The sequence below is a fragment of the Aeromicrobium endophyticum genome, from assembly GCF_003586285.1.
GTDB lineage: Bacteria > Actinomycetota > Actinomycetes > Propionibacteriales > Nocardioidaceae > Aeromicrobium > Aeromicrobium endophyticum.
On the sequence record NZ_QUBR01000002.1, the window covers coordinates 1,101,472 to 1,122,422 of the forward strand.

At 70.5% G+C, this 20,951-nt stretch carries 18 protein-coding genes and 2 tRNA genes; 6 read left to right on the forward strand and 14 right to left on the reverse strand.

The window, feature by feature from the left end; all coding sequences use genetic code 11:
* Nucleotides 1-146: 146 nt before the first annotated feature.
* Nucleotides 147-581 (forward strand): NAD(+)--rifampin ADP-ribosyltransferase, encoded by a 435-nt coding sequence (arr, locus tag DX116_RS15910; protein WP_119705188.1) that lies wholly within the window; start codon nt 147-149, stop codon nt 579-581.
* 49 nt (nt 582-630) lie between these two features.
* On the opposite strand, the gene DX116_RS15915 is transcribed toward arr, so the two are convergent.
* The 6 genes from DX116_RS15915 to DX116_RS15940 all read right to left on the reverse strand — a co-directional run bounded on the left by DX116_RS15915 (nt 631) and on the right by DX116_RS15940 (nt 6,766).
* A complete protein-coding gene (locus DX116_RS15915; protein ID WP_119705189.1) occupies nt 631-3,111 on the reverse strand; it encodes a M1 family aminopeptidase in 2,481 nt (826 codons plus the stop codon).
* A 188-nt stretch (nt 3,112-3,299) separates the two neighbouring features.
* Nucleotides 3,300-3,375 (reverse strand) — tRNA-Glu (locus tag DX116_RS15920).
* A gap of 65 nt (nt 3,376-3,440) precedes the next feature.
* Nucleotides 3,441-3,512: transfer RNA gene (locus tag DX116_RS15925), tRNA-Gln, on the reverse strand.
* 68 nt (nt 3,513-3,580) lie between these two features.
* Nucleotides 3,581-5,101, reverse strand: a complete 1,521-nt coding sequence (gltX, locus tag DX116_RS15930) for a glutamate--tRNA ligase (protein WP_119705190.1) — start codon at nt 5,099-5,101, stop codon at nt 3,581-3,583.
* Nucleotides 5,094-5,876: a fumarylacetoacetate hydrolase family protein gene (locus tag DX116_RS15935; RefSeq protein WP_119705191.1), complete on the reverse strand. Its 783-nt coding sequence runs from the start codon at nt 5,874-5,876 to the stop codon at nt 5,094-5,096. Before DX116_RS15935 ends, gltX begins: the two co-directional genes overlap by 8 nt.
* Before the next feature lie 41 nt (nt 5,877-5,917).
* Nucleotides 5,918-6,766 carry an NAD(P)/FAD-dependent oxidoreductase gene (locus DX116_RS15940; RefSeq protein ID WP_119705192.1) on the reverse strand — a complete coding sequence of 283 codons (849 nt, stop codon included), beginning with the start codon at nt 6,764-6,766 and terminating at the stop codon, nt 5,918-5,920.
* A 62-nt stretch (nt 6,767-6,828) separates the two neighbouring features.
* Between DX116_RS15940 and DX116_RS15945 the strand changes: the two genes are divergently transcribed.
* The gene (locus DX116_RS15945; RefSeq protein ID WP_119705193.1) at nt 6,829-7,257 is read left to right on the forward strand and encodes a MerR family transcriptional regulator; all 429 of its coding nucleotides are present in this window, start codon (nt 6,829-6,831) and stop codon (nt 7,255-7,257) included.
* Here the strand turns inward: DX116_RS15945 and DX116_RS15950 are convergent.
* Genes DX116_RS15950 through DX116_RS15960 form a run of 3 tightly spaced genes read right to left on the reverse strand, consistent with a single transcriptional unit; the run spans nt 7,242 to nt 9,230 of the window.
* Nucleotides 7,242-8,006, reverse strand: coding sequence for an isoprenyl transferase (locus DX116_RS15950; protein ID WP_119705194.1), 765 nt, complete (start codon nt 8,004-8,006; stop codon nt 7,242-7,244). The genes DX116_RS15945 and DX116_RS15950 overlap by 16 nt on opposite strands.
* A gap of 13 nt (nt 8,007-8,019) precedes the next feature.
* Nucleotides 8,020-8,748, reverse strand: coding sequence for a DNA repair protein RecO (gene recO, locus DX116_RS15955; RefSeq protein WP_119705195.1), 729 nt, complete (start codon nt 8,746-8,748; stop codon nt 8,020-8,022).
* Between the two features lie 50 nt (nt 8,749-8,798).
* On the reverse strand, nt 8,799-9,230 hold the full coding sequence (locus tag DX116_RS15960; protein ID WP_119705196.1) for a VOC family protein: 432 nt from the start codon (nt 9,228-9,230) through the stop codon (nt 8,799-8,801).
* A gap of 64 nt (nt 9,231-9,294) precedes the next feature.
* On the opposite strand from DX116_RS15960, the gene DX116_RS15965 reads away from it, so the two are divergent.
* Nucleotides 9,295-9,954: a DUF429 domain-containing protein gene (locus tag DX116_RS15965; protein ID WP_158592017.1), complete on the forward strand. Its 660-nt coding sequence runs from the start codon at nt 9,295-9,297 to the stop codon at nt 9,952-9,954.
* A gap of 106 nt (nt 9,955-10,060) precedes the next feature.
* On the opposite strand, the gene DX116_RS15970 is transcribed toward DX116_RS15965, so the two are convergent.
* The 4 genes from DX116_RS15970 to DX116_RS15985 form a co-directional block, all read right to left on the reverse strand.
* Nucleotides 10,061-11,143: a saccharopine dehydrogenase family protein gene (locus tag DX116_RS15970; RefSeq protein WP_119705198.1), complete on the reverse strand. Its 1,083-nt coding sequence runs from the start codon at nt 11,141-11,143 to the stop codon at nt 10,061-10,063.
* 140 nt (nt 11,144-11,283) lie between these two features.
* Nucleotides 11,284-13,014, reverse strand: a complete 1,731-nt coding sequence (locus tag DX116_RS15975) for a glycerol-3-phosphate dehydrogenase/oxidase (RefSeq protein ID WP_199716100.1) — start codon at nt 13,012-13,014, stop codon at nt 11,284-11,286.
* Nucleotides 13,014-14,531 (reverse strand): glycerol kinase GlpK, encoded by a 1,518-nt coding sequence (gene glpK, locus DX116_RS15980; protein ID WP_119705199.1) that lies wholly within the window; start codon nt 14,529-14,531, stop codon nt 13,014-13,016. Before glpK (DX116_RS15980) ends, DX116_RS15975 begins: the two co-directional genes overlap by 1 nt.
* A 42-nt stretch (nt 14,532-14,573) precedes the next feature.
* Nucleotides 14,574-15,380 (reverse strand): MIP/aquaporin family protein, encoded by an 807-nt coding sequence (locus tag DX116_RS15985; RefSeq protein ID WP_119705200.1) that lies wholly within the window; start codon nt 15,378-15,380, stop codon nt 14,574-14,576.
* A 115-nt stretch (nt 15,381-15,495) separates the two neighbouring features.
* On the opposite strand from DX116_RS15985, the gene DX116_RS15990 reads away from it, so the two are divergent.
* The 3 genes from DX116_RS15990 to DX116_RS16000 all read left to right on the forward strand — a co-directional run bounded on the left by DX116_RS15990 (nt 15,496) and on the right by DX116_RS16000 (nt 19,022).
* Complete coding sequence (locus tag DX116_RS15990; protein WP_119705201.1) at nt 15,496-16,254, forward strand: IclR family transcriptional regulator; 759 nt, start codon at nt 15,496-15,498, stop codon at nt 16,252-16,254.
* Nucleotides 16,251-17,771 carry a glycerol kinase GlpK gene (glpK, locus tag DX116_RS15995; protein WP_119705202.1) on the forward strand — a complete coding sequence of 507 codons (1,521 nt, stop codon included), beginning with the start codon at nt 16,251-16,253 and terminating at the stop codon, nt 17,769-17,771. Before DX116_RS15990 ends, glpK (DX116_RS15995) begins: the two co-directional genes overlap by 4 nt.
* Nucleotides 17,772-17,834: 63 nt before the next feature.
* Nucleotides 17,835-19,022, forward strand: coding sequence for an MFS transporter (locus tag DX116_RS16000; protein WP_119705203.1), 1,188 nt, complete (start codon nt 17,835-17,837; stop codon nt 19,020-19,022).
* Between the two features lie 91 nt (nt 19,023-19,113).
* Here DX116_RS16000 and leuA read toward each other — a convergent pair whose 3' ends face one another.
* Nucleotides 19,114-20,844, reverse strand: coding sequence for a 2-isopropylmalate synthase (leuA, locus tag DX116_RS16005; protein ID WP_119705204.1), 1,731 nt, complete (start codon nt 20,842-20,844; stop codon nt 19,114-19,116).
* Nucleotides 20,845-20,951 lie beyond the last annotated feature (107 nt).

A 20,951-nucleotide genomic window follows, 5' to 3' on the forward strand; every position in this document is an offset into this window, starting at 1 on the left:
AAGACCCGTCCGCGCGCCGCGGTCGCCTCGTCCCTCTCCAAGGTATAGCCCAGCGGGGGGCTTGCCACAAGCCCCCCGGCAGGCACCAGAATCGTCCGCCGGACCGCAGGTCCCGACCCCGCAGACACCGACGAAGGAGCACCTGCATGAGCGCCGCCCACCCACCCGTCCCGTTCGAGATCCACGAGTCCGGAGCCATGCTCCACGGCACCAAGGCCCAGCTCGAGATCGGCGATCTCCTCGTCCCCGGCCGGCCCTCCAACTACGAGGAGGGCCGGATCATGAACCACGTCTACATGACCGAGACGCTGGACGCCGCGGCCTGGGGCGCAGAGATGGCACCCGGCGACGGCCGTCCCCGCATCTACGTGGTCGTGCCGCTGGGCGAGATCGAGGACGATCCCAACGTCACCGACAAGAAGATGCCCGGCAACCCGACCCGGTCGTTCCGCTCGCGCGAGGCGATCAGGATCGTCGGCGAGCTCGACGACTGGGTCGGGCACACGCCCGAGCAGGTGCAGGCGATGCGCGACGGGCTGGCCGAGCTGCGCCGCCAGGGGACGGACGTCATCTACGACTGAGCCGTATCGACGACTGAGCCGTGTCGACGACTGACCCGTCGCGCAGCCGCTAGCGCGCCTTGCCGGTCGTGCTGCTCCGGCTCGTCCACGTCGTGTAGCCGGGCTTGCGCGCGGACACCCGCACCGAGATGCGGTGGCCCCGGTACGACTTCGCGACCCTGAGCCTCGGCGTGCTGCTGCCGACCCGGTGGCCGCCGACGTACCAGGTGTACGTCAGCGAGACGCCCGGGTCGTACGCCGCCCGCTTGACCGTGAGGCGGCGACCGACCTTGGGCGTGCCCTTGACGGCCGGCGTCGGCCGGCGCACCTGCACCCCCGGACGGACGCTCGTCGTCGTGCTGGTGCGGCGGAGCGACTCGTGGTCGGGCTTCGAGCCCGTCACCGCGACCGAGATGCGGGTGCGCCAGTCGGTGGCGACCAGGGCGTAGCTCGGTGCGGTCGCGCCGGCGATCGGTGATCCGTCCCTCAGCCACTGGTACGACAGGGTCGTGCCGCCGTCCCACGCGCCGGGGACTGCCGTCAGGGTCTCGCCCACGCGAGGCGTGCCGCTGATCGTGGGCACCGGCGACGAGCCGATCTGCTGGGCCTTCACGACGACGTCCGTGGTGCACTCGGCGCACGTCGAGCCCAGCGTGCTGGCCCGGGCCACGACCCGGCCGCTCGTGCCGGCGGTGCCGGAGCGGACCGTGAAGGGGATCGAGACGTCCGACGACGTCCCCACCGCGGTGGACGGCACGGTCCACGTCAGGGTCGTGCCGTCGATGTCGACGCCGGCCGGCAGGTCTCCCAGCGCCACGGCGGGCAGGATCGCCGACAGGTCGAGCGTCACGACGCTGCCCGTCTGCTGGACCTTGCCGGTGTTGGTGCTCGACAGCGTGAACGCCGAGGACGCGCCGGGCAGCAGCGACCCCTCGGGTCCCTTCAGGGCGAGGTCGAACTTCGCCGGCCAGGCCGGCTTGCCGGTCGTGTAGATCCACGTCTCGAAGAAGGCGTCGAGGTCTCGCCCCGCCACCTCCTCGGCCAGGGCGATGAAGTCGCTCGTCCGCTGGCTGGTGCCGCCGTGGCGCGCCTGCCACTGCTTCATCAGCTCGGCGAAGGGCGCCGCGCCGATCGAGGTGCGGAGGGCTTCGAGCGTCATGGCTCCGCGGTCGTAGACCTGGGCGCCGAAGAGCTCGGACGCCTCGGACATCTTGGCGGTCGGGACGGTCCACAGCTCGTCATCGGCCGGTGTTCCGTCCCAGGTGCTGAAGATCGCCTGCTCGGTGCTGGTCGACGCCGTGCCGAGTCCCTCGAACGGCACCTGGTACTCGGCGTAGGTCGCGGGACCTTCGTTGAGCCAGATGTCGTTCCAGTCGACGGGCGAGACGTTGTCGCCGAACCACTGGTGCATGACCTCGTGGATCGTGGTGTCGAGATCGGCGGCGCCCGGGAAGAACGAGCGGTCCTGCGTCTCGAGCGCGTAGCTGATCTTTCCGGGCACGACGTCGGTCACGAGACCGATGCTGTTGCCCGGGTAAGGGCCGTAGCGCTTCTCGAGAAAATCGACGATCGACTTCAGCTGGCCGCGGCTCGCCTGCGTCGTCGCCTGGGCGTCGGTGGGGATCGAAGGGTCGATGAACGACCACTCGTGGAGCGTGCGCCCGCTCGCGAGGGTGATGTCGGACTCGTACATGTCGTAGCGACCGATCGATATGAGCGTCAGCTCGCTGGCCATCTGCTTCTTCTGGTTCCAGACCCACGTGGTGCGCGTGCCGTCCTCGCTGGGCGTCTTCGACATCAGCTCGCCGTTGCTCACCACGGCGGCTTCGCGCAGGCCGGGGTTGGCCGATAACGAGGTCGACGACGTCGTGAGCTTGCTGGGCGCGTCGACGCTGATCGAGTAGGTCGCCTTGTCGCGCGGGGTGTTGTTGTTCGGGAAGACCGTCATCGAGCCGACCGGCTGGTTGAGGAACGTGGCCCCGTCGCGCGTGTTGTTCCATCCCTCCCACGAGGTGTCGGTGTCGGTGTGCCGGACGGGCTTGCCGTGGTAGGTCACGACGGTCGTGAACTCGCCGTCGACTGGGGTCGCGGGCGTCACGACGATTTTGTGGACATCGGTCGTTGCGTCGGAGACCGTGGTGGTCTCGATGCGCTCGAAGGCTGCGGGAGCACCATCGACGGTCACGGCGTCAACGACCAGCGAGGTCGCCTCCAGCGTGCTGGTCGTGCCCTGGAAGTCGAAGGCGAACGACGAGAGAGGCGCACCGGTGGTCTTGGCCGTCACCGCCGTCCTCGCTGCGGAGAAGGTCGTGTTTGCCACGGCGTTGTTCGTGCTCGACACCGCGACGTCGACCGTCAGGTCGATGTCGTAGTGCAGCGCGTCGTAGCCGCTGTTGCCCTGGTTCGGGAAGAGGCTGTCGCCGGCGCTGAGGCCACCTGCGACGGGCTCGGCGGCCTGGGCCGGGCCGGTGCCGGTGGTGACGACGAGCATCCCGCTGACCAGAGCCAGCGATGCGAGCCGTGCGAGGTGGTGTCGTGCTGCGAGCGCCATGCGCCCCTCCTGGATGTCATGCCGTCCCGGCCCCCGCCCGCGGACGAACGGGTCCGCCGACCATAGCGATCCAGAGGTCACCGGATGTTACGTCGGCGTTGCCGCCAGCGACATCCGTGCCTGCGGCCCGAGCCCGGACGCAAGAAGACCCCTGACCTTGCGTTTCCGCAGGTCAGGGGTCTTGTCCATGGTAGCCCCGACGGGATTCGAACCCGCGCTACCGCCTTGAGAGGGCGACGTGCTAGGCCGCTACACAACGGGGCCATGGGTGGTCTTGCGACCTCGAGAACCCTACCAAAGGACCTTCGCAGGCCGTTCAGCGGGTTTCGCTGGGATACTAGGACTCGAACCTAGAATGGCGGTACCAGAAACCGCTGTGTTGCCAATTACACCATATCCCAATGGCTGCGGACGCTGTCCGAACCGAGGTCAAACTTTACCCGACGGTGCGTCCGCAACCCAAACCGGGTTACCCCTGGGCGTCCGATCCCAGGGCGGCGTCGAGGCGCGCGATGGTCTTGCGGTGGCCCAGCAGCTCGAGCGACTCGAACAACGGCGGGGAGATGCGGCTGCCCGTCACCGCGACGCGGACGGGTCCGAACGCCAGTCGCGGCTTGAGGCCCATGCCGTCGATCAGGGTGACGCGCAGGGCGCCCTCGATCGTGCCCGTGGTCCACTCCGCGGTGCCCGGGATCGCGTCGAGCGCGTCGCGGGCGGCGCGCACGACCTCGAGGCCCTTCTCGTCGAGGTTCTTGGCCGCATCGGCCTCGTCGACCGTGAACGCCTCGTCGGAGACGAACAGGAACCGCAGCATGTCGACGGCCTCGGTGAGCAGGGTCATGCGCTCGTGCACCAGCGGCGTCGCGGCTGCCAGCGTGCCGAGCTGCGTCTCGGTGGGCGCCGCGTCGATCAGGCCGGCGTCCTGGAAGTAGGGCACCAGCCGGTCGCGCAGCTCGGCCTCGGGCAGCAGCCGCACGTGCGAGCCGTTGATGGCCTCGGCCTTCTTGATGTCGAACCGGGCGGGGTTGGGGTTGACCCGGCCGATCTCGAAGGCCTCGACCATCTCGGGGATGCTGAAGACGTCGCGGTCGTCGGCGATCGACCAGCCCAGCAGCGCCATGTAGTTGAGCAGGCCCTCGGGCAGGAAGCCCTTGGGCTTGTAGTCGAGGAGGTTCGACTCGGGGTCGCGCTTGGACAGCTTGCGGTTGCCCTCGCCCATCACGAACGGCAGGTGGCCGAACTCGGGCGTGAAGCCTCCGCCGATGCCGATCTCGGCGAACGCCTCGTACAGCGCGATCTGCCGGGGCGTCGAGCTCAGCAGGTCCTCGCCGCGCAGCACGTGGGTGACGCCCATCATGGCGTCGTCGGTGGGGTTGGTCAGCGTGTAGAGCGGCTGGCCGTTGGCGCGGACCAGCACGTAGTCCTGCACGTTGGCCGAGTCGAAGGTGATCTCGCCGCGGACGAGGTCGTTGAACGTGTAGGTGCGCTCGGGCATCTTGAAGCGGATGACGGGCTGACGTCCCTCGGCCTCGTAGGCCGCGCGCTGCTCGTCGGTGAGGTCGCGGTGCAGACCGTCGTAGCCGCTGGGCTTGCCGGCGGCGCGAGCGGCGTTGCGACGGGCCTCGAGCTCGTCGGCGGTGTCGTAGGCCTTGTAGGCGAAGCCCGCGTCGAGCAGTCGCTGCGCGACGTCGGCGTAGATGTCCATGCGCTCGGACTGGCGGTAGGGGCCGTGCGGGCCGCCGACCTCGGGGCCCTCGTCCCAGTCGAGCCCGAGCCAGTGCATGACCTCGACGAGCAGCGCGTACGACTCCTCGTTGTCGCGCGACGTGTCGGTGTCCTCGATGCGGAAGACGAACTTTCCGCCGTGGTGGCGGGCGAAGGCCCAGCTGAACAGGGCCGTGCGCGCCATGCCGACGTGCGGGTTGCCGGTCGGGGACGGGCAGAAGCGGGCGACGACGGGTCGGACGGGAGCGTTGGAGACGTCAGTCATTGCGAGAGACCACCTGGTTCGTGAGGGTGCCGATGCCCTCGACCGTCACGCTGACGGAGTCGCCGACCTGCATGGGGCCGACGCCGTCGGGCGTTCCGGTGAGGATGACGTCGCCGGGCAGCAGCGTCATGAAGGACGAGACGTAGGCGATGACGTCGGGCACCGTGAAGACCATGTCGGACGTGTTGCCGTCCTGCTTGACGTCGTCACCGAGCCGCGTCGTGACCTGGACCGCGGACGGGTCGAAGTCGGTCTCGATCCACGGCCCGAGCGGGCAGAACGTGTCGAAGCCCTTGGCCCGCGCCCACTGGCCGTCCGTCGCCTGCAGGTCGCGTGCCGTGACGTCGTTGGCGACGGTGTAGCCGAAGATGACCTTCTTGGCGTCCTCGGCCGGGACGTCGCGGCAGATGCGTCCGATGACGACCGCGAGCTCGCCTTCGAAGTGCACGTCGCTGCTCTGCTCGGGGTAGAAGATCGGCTCGCCCGGCCCGATGACGCTGGTGTTGGGCTTGAGGAAGATCAGCGGCTCCTTCGGCACCTCACCACCCATCTCGGCCGCGTGCTTGGCGTAGTTCTTGCCGACGCACACGACCTTGCTGCGCGGGATGACCGGCGCCAGCAGACGCACGTCCGCGAGCGGGATCTTCTGGCCGCTGAGGTTGAGACCCGCGTAGAGCGGGTCCCCGTTCAGCACGGCGATGGTGGGGACGCCGTTGTCGTCCCCGATGACTCCGAAACGAGGATCGTCGTCCCCGGCAAACCTGGCGATACGCATAGGACCCCAGCCTATCGGTCATGACCGGGGCCCCTCGACGCCTAGCCGACCGGGGTCGACTCGCGGACGAGCAGGTGGTGGACGGCCGTCGCGCCCGCGACCATGCCTGCGGCCTGGGACGTGACGATCGACGACATCGGCATCGGCAGCTCGGGGTGGTGCGCCGCGTCGCCCGCCGCGAACACCCCTGGCACCGACGTCGCCTGGAAGGCGTTGACGCGGACGCAGCCCGACTCGTTCAGCTCGAGCCCCAGCTGCTCGGCGAAGGGGGCCGACTGGCTGAACGTCGGCGCGATGAACATCCCGTCGACGTGCACGATCGAGCCGTCGTCCATCGCCAGGTCGAGGCCGCCGTCTGCACGGACGATGGTCCGGACGCGTCCGTGGACGTCGACCAGCTCGGAGTCGAGACGGCCCAGCATGGCTGAGAGCCGCTCGAAGTGCGGCCCCTCGACATCCAGCGCGACGGTCCGTCCGGCCAGCTCGTGCCCGTGGCAGAACGGGCAGGCCGCGATCTCCTTGCCCCACGCCTCGGCCAGTCCCGGCACGTCCGGGAGGGCGTCGCGGACGCCGGTCGCCAGGACGAGGGCCGCTGCCCGCTCGGTGCTGCCGGCCAGGTGGACGACGAGCTCGTCGCCGTCCTGCTCGACCCGGTCGGCCGACGCCTTGCGCACCTCGACGGTGTCGTACGCCGCGAGGTCGGCGCGGGCCTGGCGTCGGAACTCCGCCGGCGCGATGCCGTCGTGGGTCACGTAGTTGTGGGCGTGCTCGACGGTGCCGTTGCGGTACTCGCCGGAGTCGAGCAGCAGCACCGAGCGGTGCATGCGTCCGAGGGTGAGGGCGGCCTGCAGGCCGGCGGGACCTCCGCCGATGACGATGGCGTCGTACATGGTGATCTCCTGGGGGTTCGTGGTGGTTGCGCTGAAGCACCAGCATGTGAGTTCATGTCGACATGAAGTCAAGTCTTCGGTCCATCGGCGACACCGCGACCCGGTTCGGCCTCGACACCCACGTGCTGCGCCACTGGGAGGACAAGGGTCTGCTGCAGCCGGAGCGCGACGGCGCCGACCGCCGCCGCTACGGCGACGACGACCTCGTGCGGATCGCCGTCATCCTGCGCAGCAAGGCCGCCGGCATGACGCTCGACCAGATCGCCGTGCTGCTCGACGACGACCACGGTCCGAGACGCCATGCCGTGCTGCAGGAGCACATCGCCGAGCTCGACCGCCGCATGGCCGAGATGCAGCTGTCACGCGCGATGACGGTGCACGCCTTCGAGTGCGAGGCGCACGACGTGACCCGCTGCCCGGGCTTCCGGTCGACCATCCAGGACGTCCTCGACGGGACGGCCGCGTGGCCGGGGACTCAGGCGCTGCCGTAGCGACGGTTGCGCGCCGCGTACTCCTCGACGGCCGCCCACAGCGCCCGCCGGTCGACGTCGGGCCAGGCGATGTCGCTGAACACCATCTCGGCGTAGGCCGACTGCCACAGCAGGAAGTTGCTGGTGCGCTGCTCGCCCGACGTGCGCCAGAACAGGTCGACGTCCTGCATGTCGGGCTCGTCGAGGTAGCGGGCGAAGGTCTTCTCGGTGACCTTGTCGGGGTTGACCCGGCCGGCGGCGACGTCGCGGGCCAGGGCCGCCGCGGCGTCGGCGATCTCGGCGCGCCCGCCGTAGTTGACGCACATCGTCAGCGTCAGCACGTCGTTGTCGCGGGTGAGCTGCTCGGCGGTCTCGAGCTCGTTGATGACGCTGCGCCACAGGCGCGGACGGCGTCCGGCCCAGCGCACCCGCACGCCCAGCTCGTGCATCTCGTCGCGCCGGCGACGGATGACGTCGCGGTTGAAGCCCATCAGGAAGCGCACCTCGTCGGGCGACCGCTTCCAGTTCTCGGTGGAGAAGGCGTAGGCCGACACGGCCTTGACGCCGATCTCGATCGCCCCCTCGACGACGTCGAACAGCGCCGCCTCGCCCATCTCGTGACCGGCCGTGCGCGGCAGCCCGCGCTGCTTGGCCCAGCGACCGTTGCCGTCCATGACGATCGCGACGTGCCGCGGCACCTGCTCGCGCGGGATCGCGGGCGGCGTCGCGCCGGACGGGTGCGGCACCGGGCGCCTGACCTGACGCTTCATCGGTCGCTCGCCGTCATCGGTCCACGTGGCTGAGCGAGCGCAGCCCCCGCTCGAGGTGCCACGACAGGTAGGCGCTGACGATGCCGCTGGCCTCGCGACGCGAGCGCTCGTCGGACGCGCCGACCGTGGGCCAGTCGCCGCTGAGCAGACCCGCGAGCAGCGTGACGGTGAACGGCGACGGGGCGGCCGAGCCGGCCACGCGGCAGTCGTCGCACAGCATGCCTCCCGAGGCGGCGTGGAAGTTGCGGTGCGGCCCCTCCTCGCCGCAGCGCGCGCAGCCGTCGAACGTCGGGGCGTAGCCGGCGATCGACAGGGCCCTCAGCTGGTAGGAGTCGAGGATCAGGCTCGGCGTCATGCGTCGTTCGCGGAGCGCCCGCAGCGCGCCGACCAGCAGCTGGAACTGCGCGATGGCCGGCTCGCCGTCCTCCTGCACGAGCCGCTCGGCGGTCTCGAGCATCGCGGTGCCGGCCGTGTAGGCCTCGTAGTCGAGCCCGAGGTCCTTCGCGAAGGCGTTGACGGTCTCGACCTGCGTGATGATGTCGAGCGAGCGACCCTCGGCGAGCTGCACGTCGACGTGCATGAACGGCTCGAGCCGGCCGCCGAAGCGCGACGTCGTCTTGCGCACGCCCTTGCCGACGGCACGCACGATGCCGCGCTGACGGGTCAGCAGCGTGATGATGCGATCGGCTTCACCCAGCTTGTGGACCCGCAGCACGATGCCGGTGTCGCGGTAGAGACTCACCCGTCCATTGTGCCGTGCGGCGGGGACGTTCGACGATCACGGCGCGCTGGTCAGTCGAGGCAGAGCTCGTTGCCCTCGGGGTCGAGCATCGTGATGAACCCGTGCTCCATCGGCGGCCGGGGCTCGACGCGGTACGCCCGCGTGGCTCCCAGCGCCTCCAGCCGGGCGGCCTCGGCCTCGAGCGCCTGCATGCGCTCGTCACCCGTCAGGCCAGGAGCGACGCGGACGTCGAGGTGCACACAGTTCTTGACCTGCTTGCCCTCGGGAACCCGTTGGAAGAAGACACGTGGGGCGCCGTCGGCGACGATCGCCGACCGCGAGCTCCACTCGCTCTCGGGCACGCCGAAGGCGCGCAGGGCGTCGTCCCACGTGTCGAAGCCCTGCGGCGGGGGCTGCACCTCGTAGTCGAGCGCCTCGGCCCAGAAGGCCGCGAGCGCGGCGGGATCAGAGCAGTCGAACGTGATCTGGATGTCCTTGGCCATGGCGCGATCATGCCGCGAGCCACCGACACGTGTCAGCCCATCGCGCGGGTGGCAGGATCGAGGGATGGGAGCCGTTCTGGGGGTCGACGGGTGCAGGCTCGGCTGGGTCGGTGTCCGGTGGGACGGAGACACCGACGTGCTCGTCGCACCGACGATCGCCGAGCTGGTCGCGGCCGCCGGGCCGGTCGACGCCGTCGCCATCGACATCCCGATCGACCTGCCCGCCGACGTGCCGCGCGTGGCCGAGCGGCTGGCTCGAGGTCGACTGCCCGGCAGAGCCTCGACGGTCTTCAACGCGCCGGCCGCTGCGGTGCTCGAGGCGGTCGACTACCCGGCCGCCAACGCCGCCAACCGGGCCGCCCTCGGCCTGGGCCTGAGCAAGCAGACGTGGTACCTGGTGCCCAAGATCCGCGACGTGCACGACTGGCTCACGACGTCGCCGTCGGTGCCGGTCGTCGAGGCGCACCCGGAGGTGTGCTTCGCCGCCATGAACGGCGGGGTGCTCGTCGACGGCAAGACGACGGCGCCCGGCGAGAGCCTGCGCCGGTCGCTGCTGGCCGCGCACGGGCTCGACGTCGTGGCCGAGCGGCGTCGAGGGGTCGCGGTCGACGACGTGCTCGACGCCGCCGCGACGGCGTGGACCGCGCGACGCGTGGCCGAAGGCATCGCCGAGCGGCTGCCGCCCGAGCCCCGCGACCGGCCGCATCCGGCCATCTGGACCTGAGACGGACGTTGCCGAGTGGTGCGTTCCCGTGCCCGAGTGGTGCGTCCTGGACAGACACGCCGTCCCAGAACGTCCAGTCCGCACCACTCGCGCTCAAGGGGGCGGGTCAGACCTGGCCCTGCTCTGCGAAGTGGCGGCCGGCCTGGGTCGAGAACAGCGCCTCGAGGGTGATGTCCTCCTGCTTGATGAAGCCCGTCGACGGCAGCACGCCGTCGGCGACGAGCTCGACGACGCTGACGGCCGAGGCCGCCGTCGTCCACGAGATGGCGCGCCACGTGCGTCCGGAGATGTCGAGCGGCTTGTAGGCGCGGACGTGGTTCTCGCGGAACGGGTGCCCGTTCTTGCGACCCTCCACCGCGGCGTGGATGTACACGACGTCGTCGTTGACGGGCGGCTTGGAGTCGACCAGCATCCGGCCCACCAGCTCGCGCTCGTCGCGCAGGTTGAGCTCGTCGAACAAGAAGTGCATCTGGTCGAAGTGCCCGGGGTAGCGCAGCGTCTTGTAGTCGAGGCGGTGCACCGAGCCCTCGTACGTCTCGCACATCGTGCCGAGCCCGCCGGACGTCAGCGCGGCCTCGAGCTCGATGCCGCCGATGAAGACGCGCTCCTTCTCGGTCATCGCGGGCACCATCTGGCGGTGGCCCTGGCGCAGCACCTCGCAGTCGTTGAGGTACTCGTTGACGACGCCCTCGGGCGACCAGTTGATCGCGTAGCCGAGCAGGCCCGTCGGGTTCTGGGGCAGGGCGCCGACCTTGAGCTCGATGGATCGGATGTCGTCGAAGGTCTTGGCGATCGAGGCCCCGATGATGCCGATGAGGCCGGGCGCGAGGCCGCACTGGGGTGCGAACGCGGCGCCCGGACGGTCGGCGGCCAGCTCGATGACGCGGTTGGTCGTGGGCACGTCCTCGGTGAGGTCGAAGTAGTGCACGTGGGCGTCGTACGCGGCCTCGGCGACCGCGATGTTCAGGTGGAACGGCAGGCACGACACGACGGCGTCGACGCCGCGCAGCGACTCGCGCAGACCCTCGGCGTCCTGCACGTCGAGCAGCTTGGTCTCGAAGCGGAGATCGGGACGAGCGGCCGCGTCGTAGCCCACGACCTTGAAGCCGGACTCGCCCAGCAGGTCGGCCACGAGCTCGCCGACCTTGCCCAGCCCGAACACGGCGACCTGGTTGATGATGCGTGCCATGGTTCCTCCTCCTGCCGGGCGGATCGCGCCACGGCACCTCGGTGCACCGGCGTGTGACCGGTGTCACGAGGAGGATAGCGTCCCCCGACCGTCGGGTGTGTACCGGCTGGCCGGTACACACCCGAGGCGGTTCGCGACCGTCAGCCCGTCGTGACCGGGACGACGTCGGCCGCGCCCATGCGGGCTGCGTCGGCCGTCTCGTCGTCGGGCATGGTCTGGCTCTCGCGCTCGGCCTCGACGCGCTTGAGGTAGTGGTCGACCTCGTTGGCCCGCTGCTCGTCGTCCCACCCGAGCACGCCGGCCATGAGCTCGGCGACCTCGTGCACCGCGCCGACGCCGCGGTCGAACTCCTCGAACGAGACCCGGGTGCGACGGGTGAGCACGTCGTCGACGTGCCGGGCCCCCTCGTGCGACACCGCGTAGACGATCTCGGCGCGCAGGTAGTCCGGCGCGCCGCCGAGCGGCTCGCCCAGGTCGGGGCGTCCCGTCACCAGCTCGAGCACCTCGTCGACGAGCGAGCCGTACCGCCCGAGCAGGTGCTCGATGCGCACGACGTGCAGCCCGTGGTCGGCGGCCAGCTGGTGCCGCTGGTTCCAGCGCGCGTGATATCCCTCGGCGCCCAGCAGCGGGACGTTCTCGGTGACGCACGGCGCCACCCGACGGTCGAGCTGGGTCTCGAGCGCGTGCACCGCCTCGTCGACGACGTCCTTGGCCATGACCCGGTAGGTCGTGTACTTGCCGCCGGCCACCACCACGAGGCCCGGCGCGGCGTGGGCCACGGCGTGCTCGCGCGAGAGCTTGCTGGTGGCCTCGTCCTCGCCGTGCAGCAGCGGACGCAGCCCGGCGTAGACGCCCTCGACGTCCTCGTGCGTCAAGGGCTGCTCGAGCACGGCGTTGACGTGGTCGAGCAGGTAGTCGATGTCGCTGCGGCTGGCGGCCGGGTGGTCCTTCGACAGCGACCAGTCGGTGTCGGTCGTGCCGATGATCCAGTGCCGTCCCCAGGGGATCACGAACAGCACCGACTTCTCGGTGCGCAGGATCAGGCCCGACTCGCTGCGGATGCGGTCGCGCGGCACCACGAGGTGCACGCCCTTGCTCGAGCGGACGTGGAACTTGCCCCGCTCACCGGCGAAGGCCTGGGTCTCGTCGGTCCACACGCCGGTCGCGTTGACGACCTGCCGCGCCATGACGCGCAGGGTCCGGCCCGACTCGAGGTCGTGCACCTCGGCGCCGACGACCCGCTCCCCCTCCTTGACCAGCGACGTCACGCGCGCCCGTGACGCGACGTGGGCGCCGTAGGCCGCGGCCGTGCGCGACAGGAACATCGTGTGACGGGCGTCGTCGACCTGCGCGTCGTAGTAGCGCAGCGCGCCCACGAGGGCGTCCTTGCGCAGCGCCGGCACGAGACGACGGGCCCCGCGACGGGTGAGGTGCTGGTGCAGGGGGACGTTCTGGCCGTAGCCGGACGCCTTGCTCATCGCGTCGTACAGGGCCACCCCGGAGCCGGCGTAGAACCGCTCCCACACCCGGTGCTTGAGCGGGTAGACGAACGACACCTCCTTCACCAGGTGCGGCGCCAGCCGGTTGAGGTTGAGCCCGCGCTCCTTGAGCGCCTCGGCGACCAGGCGGAAGTCGAGCATCTCGAGGTAGCGCAGGCCGCCGTGCATCAGCTTGCTGGAGCGGCTCGACGTGCCCGAGGCGAAGTCACGCGCTTCGACCAGGCCGACCGTCAGCCCGCGGGTGGCGGCGTCGAGGGCCGAGCCCGCACCCACGACGCCACCACCGATCACGAGCACGTCGAGGGTCGTGGTGCTCATCGCGTCGAGCGCCGCCTGGCGCGTGTCGGGCGAGAGGACTGCTGAGGTGCTCATCAGTCGACGTCGACCCAGTCGAGCGTGCGGGTGACGGCCTTCTTCCACTGCGCGTACCCGACCTCACGCTGCTCGTCGTCCCACTGCGGCTCCCAGCGCTTCGACTCGTTCCAGTTCTCGCGCAGCTCGTCGGTGTTGGCCCAGAAGCCCACCGCGAGACCGGCCGCGTAGGCCGCGCCCAGCGCGGTCGTCTCGGCCACGACCGGACGGCTGACCGGCACGCCGAGGATGTCGGACTGGATCTGCATGCACAGCTCGTTCGCCGTCACTCCCCCGTCGACCTTGAGCACCTCGAGGACGACGCCGGAGTCCTTCTCCATCGCCTCGGCGACGTCGCGCGACTGGTAGCAGATCGACTCGAGCGTGGCGCGGGCCAGGTGCGCGTTGTTGTTGAAGCGCGACAGGCCGACGATCGCCCCGCGCGCGTCCGAGCGCCAGTACGGCGCGAAGAGCCCCGAGAAGGCCGGGACGAAGTACACGCCGCCGTTGTCGTCGACCTGGCGGGCCAGCGACTCCGACTGCGAGGCGCCCGAGATGATGCCCAGCTGGTCGCGCAGCCACTGCACGGCCGAACCGGTGACCGCGATCGAGCCCTCGAGCGCGTAGACCGGGGCGTCGTCGCCGAACTGGTAGCAGACGGTCGACAGCAGGCCGGCGTTGCTGCGGACCAGCTCGGTGCCGGTGTTGAGCAGCATGAAGTTGCCGGTGCCGTAGGTGTTCTTGGCCTCGCCGGGTGCGAAGCAGACCTGGCCCACCGTGGCGGCCTGCTGGTCGCCGAGGATGCCGGTGATCGGCACCTCGCCGCTGAACGGACCGTCGGCCAGCGTGACGCCGTACGGCTCGCTCGTCGAGGACGGCTTGATCTCGGGCAGCATCGAGCGCGGGATGTCGAAGAAGCCGAGCAGCTCGTCGTCCCACTGCAGCGTCTCGAGGTCCATCAGCATCGTGCGGCTGGCATTGGTGGGATCGGTGACGTGCACGCCGCCGTTGCGACCGCCGGTGAGGTTCCAGATGATCCAGCTGTCGGTGTTGCCGAAGATCGCGTCGCCCTTCTCGGCCGCTTCGCGGACGCCGTCGACGTTCTCCAGGATCCACTGGATCTTGCCGCCGGAGAAGTAGGTCGCGGGCGGCAGACCGGCCTTGCGGCGGATGATGTCGCCGCGCTCGTCGCGATCGAGGGCGCTGGCGATGCGGTCGGTGCGGGTGTCCTGCCAGACGATCGCGTTGTAGTACGGCCGGCCGGTGTTCTTGTTCCACACGACGGTGGTCTCGCGCTGGTTGGTGATGCCCAGCGCCGCGAGGTCGCTGGCGTCGAGCCCGGCCTTGTTGAGCGTCGACTGGATGACCGACGACGTGCGCTCCCAGATCTCGGTCGGGTCGTGCTCGACCCAGCCGGCCTGCGGGAGCACCTGCTCGTGCTCGAGCTGGTGGCGGGCGATCTCGTTGCCGCCGTGGTCGAAGATCATGAAGCGCGTGCTGGTGGTGCCTTGGTCGATCGATCCGATGTACTCAGCCATGGTGCTGCCTCTCGTGACGTTCTCGTGAAGGGTGGATGTGGTCTAGCTCTGCGTGGCCGGCTCGGAGACGGTGATCTCCTCGGGCTCGTCCGGCAGGTGGGCCTCGATGAGGTACCTGAACAGGCCGCCGCCGATCAGGCCGCCGACGATCGGCGCGACGATCGGGAGCCAGAAGTACAGCGGGTGGTCGCCCGACGTGCTGAACCACGCATCTCCGTAGCCCGTGATCCACGAGGCCAGGCGGGGACCGAAGTCGCGGGCCGGGTTGATCGCGTAGCCGGCGTTGCCGCCCAGTGCCATGCCGATGCCGACGACCAGCAGGCCCACCACGACAGGGCCGATGTTGGCCATCGGCGGGTTGTTGGTCGCCGTCGTCAGGGCGAAGATCACGAAGACGAGGATCGCGGTGCCGACCACCTGGTCGAGGAACGCGGTCGGGATCGAGACGCCGGCCGTCGGCGAGGTCGAGAAGATGCCCTGGGTGTCGTACGTGTGACCGGGGTCGATCTTGGCGATGAGGTCGGCGTAGGTGGCGCGGATGATCAGCGCGCCGACGAAGGCGCCGACGACCTGGGCGCCGATGTAGGGCGCGACCTTGCGCCACTCGAATCCCTTGAACGCCGCGAGCGCGATCGTGACGGCGGGGTTGAGGTGCGCCCCCGACAGACGGGCCGCGACGTAAACGCCCAGCGTCACGCCGATGCCCCACGCCCAGGCGATCGAGTCGTGGTCGCCTGCCGCTCCGTCGCCGGTCACGACCTGGGCCACCACGCCCGCCCCGAACAGGATGATGATCATCGTGCCGAACATCTCGGCCGTCAGCTCACCCCACAACGTCGACTTCTTCATGCATGCCTCCTGGTGCGTCGGCGGCGTCGTTGCCGCCTCATCGCACGTTAGGCACGGGTGTGACCCACGCCAAGCCCCACCGTTCGGCATCGTCGAACGCGGGTACGGTTGAGCCATGACGCGATCCATCCAGTCGGTCGAGCGCGCGACGGCGATCCTGCGCCTGCTGGCCGGTGCGGCGGGCCCCTTGCGGCTGTCGGAGGTCGCCGGCACCTTGGGCCTGGCGAAGCCGACGGCGTTCGGCATCATCCGCACCCTGCGCGACGCCGGCTTCGTCCACCAGGACCAGCTGACGTCCGACTACTCGCTCGGCGACGGGGTGCGGCACCTCCACCGCTCTGGCATCGACCCGCACGACCTGCGGTCGCTGGCCACGAACTGGGCCGACGCGCTGGCCTCGCGCACGCGGCTCGAGGTGCTCATCGCGGTGCCCGAGCGCGACGGTGCCCGGATCGTCCACCACGTGTTCCGTCCCGACGACTCCGAGCAGGAGCTGCGCATCGACGAGGTGCTGCCGTTCCACGCCACGGCGCTGGGCAAGGTCGTGCTGGCGTTCTCGGCCGGTATCGCCTCGCCCAGCCCCGACCTCGAGCGCTACACCCGCCGCACGCTGACCCAGCGTGCGGCGTTCGACGTCGAGATGAGCCGCGTCCGCGAACGTGGCTGGGCCGACGAGCACGGCGAGCTCACCCCCGGGGTGGGCGCCGTCTCGGTGCCGCTGCGCGGCTTCGGCGGGCTCGGCGTGGGCGCCGTCGCCGTGTCGGGGCCGCTCGAGCGGGTCTTCCACACCGTCGGGGCGCCGCGGGACGGCATCGTGGCCGCCACCGCCTCGACCGCCGCGGCGATCTCCCGGTCGTTGGGCGTGCACGCATGAGCACCGTCATCGCGGCGATCGACCAGGGCACGACGTCGTCGCGGTGCATGCTGTTCGACCGGCAGGGGCGCACGCTGTCGCTCGCGCAGCGCGAGCACCAGCAGACCTTCCCACGTCCGGGCTGGGTGCAGCACGACGCCGACGAGATCTGGCGTCACGTGCGCCGCCTCGTCCCCGAGGCCCTCGACCAGGCCGGGGTGGGGGTCCGCGACGTCGCGGCCCTCGGCATCGCCAACCAGCGCGAGACCACCGTCGTCTGGGACCGCACGAGCGGTCGCTCGCTCGGCCCCGCGATCACCTGGCAGGACACGCGCACGGCCGACATCGTCGCCGAGCTGGTGGCACGTGGCGAGGACGAGCGCATCGTCGAGATCACCGGCCTGCCCCCGCACACGTACTTCGCCGGGCCGCGGCTGCGCTGGCTGCTCGACCGACGACCCGGCCTGCGCGAGCGGGCGGCCGACGGCGAGGTGCTGTTCGGGACGATGGAGTCCTGGCTGATCTGGAACCTCACCGGAGGGGTCGACGGCGGCGTGCACGTCACCGACGTCACCAACGCGAGCCGCACCATGCTCATGGACCTGACGACGTGCACGTGGAGCGAGACGATGCTCGACCTGCTCGACGTCCCGCGCGCCGTGCTGCCCACGATCCGGCCCAGCGGCGAGGTCTACGGCACGTGCGTCGGCGACCTCGCAGGCGTGCCGATCGCGGGCGCGATCGGCGACCAGCAGGCCGCCCTCTTCGGCCAGACCTGCTTCACCCCCGGCGACGCCAAGTGCACCTACGGCACGGGCGCCTTCCTGCTCGTCAACGCCGGCACCGAGCGGCCGCGGCCGGAGCGCACCGTCCTGCCCACCGTCGCCTTCGCGCTCGGCGACGACGCGCCGGTGTACGCCGTCGAGGGCTCGATCGCGATGACCGGCTCGCTCGTGCAGTGGCTGCGCGACTCGCTCGAGATCATCGAGACGGCGCCGCAGGTCGAGACCCTCGCCCGATCCGTCGACGACAACGGAGGCTGCTACATCGTGCCGGCGTTCTCGGGCCTGTTCGCACCGAGGTGGGACCCTGACGCCCGCGGCACCATCGTCGGCCTGACGTCGTACATCCGCAAGGGGCACATCGCCCGGGCGGCCCTCGAGGCGACGGCGTGGCAGACGTGGGAGGTCGTCGAGGCCATCCGCCACGACGTCGGGCTCGACCTGCAGTCCCTGCGCGTCGACGGCGGCATGACGTCCAACCACCTGCTGATGCAGCACGTCGCCGACGTGCTCGACGTGCCGGTCGAGCGTCCGCTGGTGTCGGAGACCGTGTGCCTGGGCGCGGCGTACGTCGCCGGCCTGACGGTCGGCTACTGGGCCGATCTCAGCACGCTGGCCCACCACCGGCACCGGGCGGCGGTGTGGCGACCGAGGATGGACCCCGCCGTGCGGGCCCATGAGTCGTCGCAGTGGAACCGGGCCGTCGAGCACGCGCTGGGCTGGGTGAGCCACCCGGCGCAGCCCGCGGTCCCGTAGCCCCGTGTCAGGGCTCACAGGGGTTGCGGGATGCGTCCGGCCGAGGACGGGGTTGAGGCTCGCATGACCCGTCTTACCGGAACGCGCGCCTTCGTCGTCGTGGTCCTCGCCTTCCTCGTCACGATGATCGGCACGACGCTGCCGACGCCCATGTACGGCGTCTACCAGCAGCGTCTCGGCTTCTCGCTGACGACGATCACGGTGGTCTTCGCGATGTACGCGTTCGGCGTGCTGGCGGCCCTGCTCGTGTTCGGCCGCTGGTCCGACGCCCTGGGCCGGCGACCCCTGCTGCTCGCCGGGCTGGCCACGTCGCTGGCCAGCGACGTGGTCTTCCTGCTGGCCGACGCCACGTGGGTGCTGCTGGTGGCGCGCGTCGTCTCGGGCGTGTCGGCCGGCATCTACGTCGGGACGGCCACCGCCGCGGTCATCGAGGCCGCGCCCGAGCGGTGGCGCTCGCGCGCACCCCTGGTGGCCACCGCCGCCAACATCGGCGGACTGGGTCTCGGCCCCGTCATCGCCGCTGCGCTCGTCGCCGCCTTCCCGTGGCCGGTGCACCTGACGTTCGTGGTGCACGCCGTGGCGGCTCTGCTCGTCCTGGTGCTGCTGAGCCAGGTGCCCGAGACCGTCGACGTGACGCCCGGGGCCCGTCCGCAGCTGCAGCGACCGAGCGTCCCCGCCTCGGCCCGGACGACCTTCGTGGGGGCCGGCATCGCCGGGTTCGCGGGCTTCGCCGTCTGCGGCCTGTTCACGGCGGTGTCACCCCGCTTCGTCGGCGAGGCCGTCGACGACCCGCACCCCCTCGTGTCGGTGTCGGTGGTGTTCGCCCTGTTCGCCGCCTCGGTGCTGGCCCAGGTGGTGTGGCACCGGCTGCCGACCGACACGGGCGTCGACCTCGGCTGCGTGCTGCTGACGGCCGGCATGCTGATGTTCACGGTCTCGCTGTCACAGGAGTGGCTGTGGCTGATGCTCGCCGCCGCGGTCGTCGCGGGCGCCGGCCAGGGCATCTCGTTCAGCAAGGGGCTGTCGGCGGTGCTGCAGCGCGTCGGCGCCCACGAGCGCGCCGGCACGACGTCGGCGTTCTTCGTCGTGGCCTACGTCGCGATCTCCGTGCCGGTCATCGGCAGCGGCATCGCCTCCGACCACTGGGGGCTCGACCCGGCGGGCATCGCGTTCTCGCTGGCCGCCGCTGCCCTGGCCGCCCTGGCGCTGGTCACGCTCGTGATCGACCAGCGCCGGACGCCCACCGCCTGACCCGGCTCCCGCGAGCCACCTCCGCGGACGTCATCACATCAGTACCTACGACAGCACATCCGTGATGACGTCCGGAGGGGCGCAGGGTCGGTCAGGCGGGGATGGTCTGGGCGACGGCCCGGTTGGCCGCCGACACGACGGCCCGCAGCGACGCCGTCACGATGTTCTCGTGGATGCCGACGCCCCACACGGTCTCGCCCGCGACCTCGCACTCGATGTACGAGGCGGCGAAGGCGTCACCGCCCGACGACAGCGCGTGCTCGGAGTAGTCGAGCAGGCGGATGTCGGCACCGGCCTGGCGCATGCCGTCGATGAACGCCGCGACGGGACCGTTGCCCTCGCCCTTGAACTCCTGCACCTCACCGCGCACCCGCAGCTCGACGACCTGCTGGTCGCTGCCGTCGTTCGCGGTGACCGAGCTGAAGCTCTCGAGACGGTAGGGCTCCTCGCGCTCGAGGTACTCGCTCCGGAACGCGGCCCAGATCGACGCCGGCTCGATCTCGCCGGCCTCGCCCTCGGTGAGCTGCTGCACGATCTGGCTGAACTCGATCTGCAGGCGACGCGGCAGGTCGAGCTGGTGGTCGTTCTTGAGGATGTAGGCGACCCCGCCCTTGCCCGACTGGCTGTTGACGCGGATGACCGCCTCGTACGACCGGCCGACGTCCTTGGGGTCGATCGGCAGGTACGGCACCGCCCACGGGGCGTCGTCGACCTCGACGCCGGCGGCGGCAGCGTCGATCGCCATGTGCTCGAAGCCCTTCTTGATGGCGTCCTGGTGCGAGCCGCTGAACGCGGTGTAGACCAGGTCGCCGCCGTAGGGGTGACGCTCGGGCACCGGCAGCTCGTTGCAGTACTCGACCGTGCGGCGGATCTCGTCGATGTCGTGGAAGTCGATCTGCGGGTCGATGCCCTGGCTGAACATGTTGAGGCCCAGCGTCACCAGGCACACGTTGCCGGTGCGCTCGCCGTTGCCGAACAGGCAGCCCTCGATGCGGTCGGCCCCGGCCATGTAGCCCAGCTCGGCCGCCGCCACGCCCGTGCCGCGGTCGTTGTGAGGGTGCAGCGACAGCACGATGCTGTCGCGGCGCGGCAGGTTGCGGTGCATCCACTCGATCGAGTCGGCGTAGACGTTGGGCACCGCCATCTCGACGGTCGCCGGCAGGTTGATGATCAGCGGCCAGTCGGGCGTCGGGTCGATGACGTCGATGACGCGGCTGCACACCTCGAGCGCGTAGTCGAGCTCGGTGCCCGTGTACGACTCGGGCGAGTACTCGTAGAAGATCTTGGTGTCAGGGGTGTGGATCTCGGCGTACTTCATGCACAGCCGGGCGCCCTGGGTCGCAATGTCGGTGATGCCGTCCTTGTCGAGGCCGAACACCACGCGGCGCTGCAGCGTCGAGGTGGAGTTGTAGAAGTGGACGATCGCCTGCTTGGCGCCCACCAGCGACTCGAAGGTGCGGTCGATCAGGGGCTCTCGGCACTGCGTCAGCACCTGGATGACGACGTCGTCGGGGATGTGCCCGCCCTCGATGAGCTGGCGGACGAAGTCGAAGTCGGTCTGGCTGGCGCTCGGGAAGCCGACCTCGATCTCCTTGTAGCCCATGCGCACGAGCAGCTGGAACATCGCCAGCTTGCGGGGCGCGGTCATGGGGTCGATCAGGGCCTGGTTGCCGTCGCGCAGGTCGACCGCGCACCAGCGCGGGGCCTGCGTGATCGTCTTCGCGGGCCAGGTGCGATCGGGCAAGTCGATCGGCGTGAAGGGCTGGTAGCGCTGGAACGGCATGCCGCTCGGACGCTGGGGGCTGTTGGCGTAGCTGGTCATCGAACTCTCCGGGGTGTTTGTCGGGGCTGCTGGTGGCCGGGACGTGACAAACTCCGCGCCGAGGGGTCCGACCTAGAGGACCTCGACGCGGCAGAGAAGAAGCGAGC

Bases quoted from the DNA above. Each gene is read 5' to 3' on its own strand.
- DX116_RS16000 (WP_119705203.1), top strand. From the start codon at position 17,835: ATGACCCGTCTTACCGGAACGCGCGCCTTCGTCGTCGTGGTCCTCGCC.
- DX116_RS15985 (WP_119705200.1), bottom strand. From the start codon at position 15,380: ATGAAGAAGTCGACGTTGTGGGGTGAGCTGACGGCCGAGATGTTCGGC.
- DX116_RS15965 (WP_158592017.1), top strand. From the start codon at position 9,295: ATGGGAGCCGTTCTGGGGGTCGACGGGTGCAGGCTCGGCTGGGTCGGT.
- DX116_RS15945 (WP_119705193.1), top strand. From the start codon at position 6,829: ATGAAGTCAAGTCTTCGGTCCATCGGCGACACCGCGACCCGGTTCGGC.
- DX116_RS15915 (WP_119705189.1), bottom strand. From the start codon at position 3,111: ATGGCGCTCGCAGCACGACACCACCTCGCACGGCTCGCATCGCTGGCT.
- leuA (WP_119705204.1), bottom strand. From the start codon at position 20,844: ATGACCAGCTACGCCAACAGCCCCCAGCGTCCGAGCGGCATGCCGTTC.
- DX116_RS15935 (WP_119705191.1), bottom strand. From the start codon at position 5,876: ATGCGTATCGCCAGGTTTGCCGGGGACGACGATCCTCGTTTCGGAGTC.
- DX116_RS15940 (WP_119705192.1), bottom strand. From the start codon at position 6,766: ATGTACGACGCCATCGTCATCGGCGGAGGTCCCGCCGGCCTGCAGGCC.
- DX116_RS15960 (WP_119705196.1), bottom strand. From the start codon at position 9,230: ATGGCCAAGGACATCCAGATCACGTTCGACTGCTCTGATCCCGCCGCG.
- DX116_RS15950 (WP_119705194.1), bottom strand. From the start codon at position 8,006: ATGAAGCGTCAGGTCAGGCGCCCGGTGCCGCACCCGTCCGGCGCGACG.
- glpK (WP_119705202.1), top strand. From the start codon at position 16,251: ATGAGCACCGTCATCGCGGCGATCGACCAGGGCACGACGTCGTCGCGG.
- gltX (WP_119705190.1), bottom strand. From the start codon at position 5,101: ATGACTGACGTCTCCAACGCTCCCGTCCGACCCGTCGTCGCCCGCTTC.
- DX116_RS15990 (WP_119705201.1), top strand. From the start codon at position 15,496: ATGACGCGATCCATCCAGTCGGTCGAGCGCGCGACGGCGATCCTGCGC.
- glpK (WP_119705199.1), bottom strand. From the start codon at position 14,531: ATGGCTGAGTACATCGGATCGATCGACCAAGGCACCACCAGCACGCGC.
- DX116_RS15970 (WP_119705198.1), bottom strand. From the start codon at position 11,143: ATGGCACGCATCATCAACCAGGTCGCCGTGTTCGGGCTGGGCAAGGTC.
- DX116_RS15975 (WP_199716100.1), bottom strand. From the start codon at position 13,014: ATGAGCACCTCAGCAGTCCTCTCGCCCGACACGCGCCAGGCGGCGCTC.
- arr (WP_119705188.1), top strand. From the start codon at position 147: ATGAGCGCCGCCCACCCACCCGTCCCGTTCGAGATCCACGAGTCCGGA.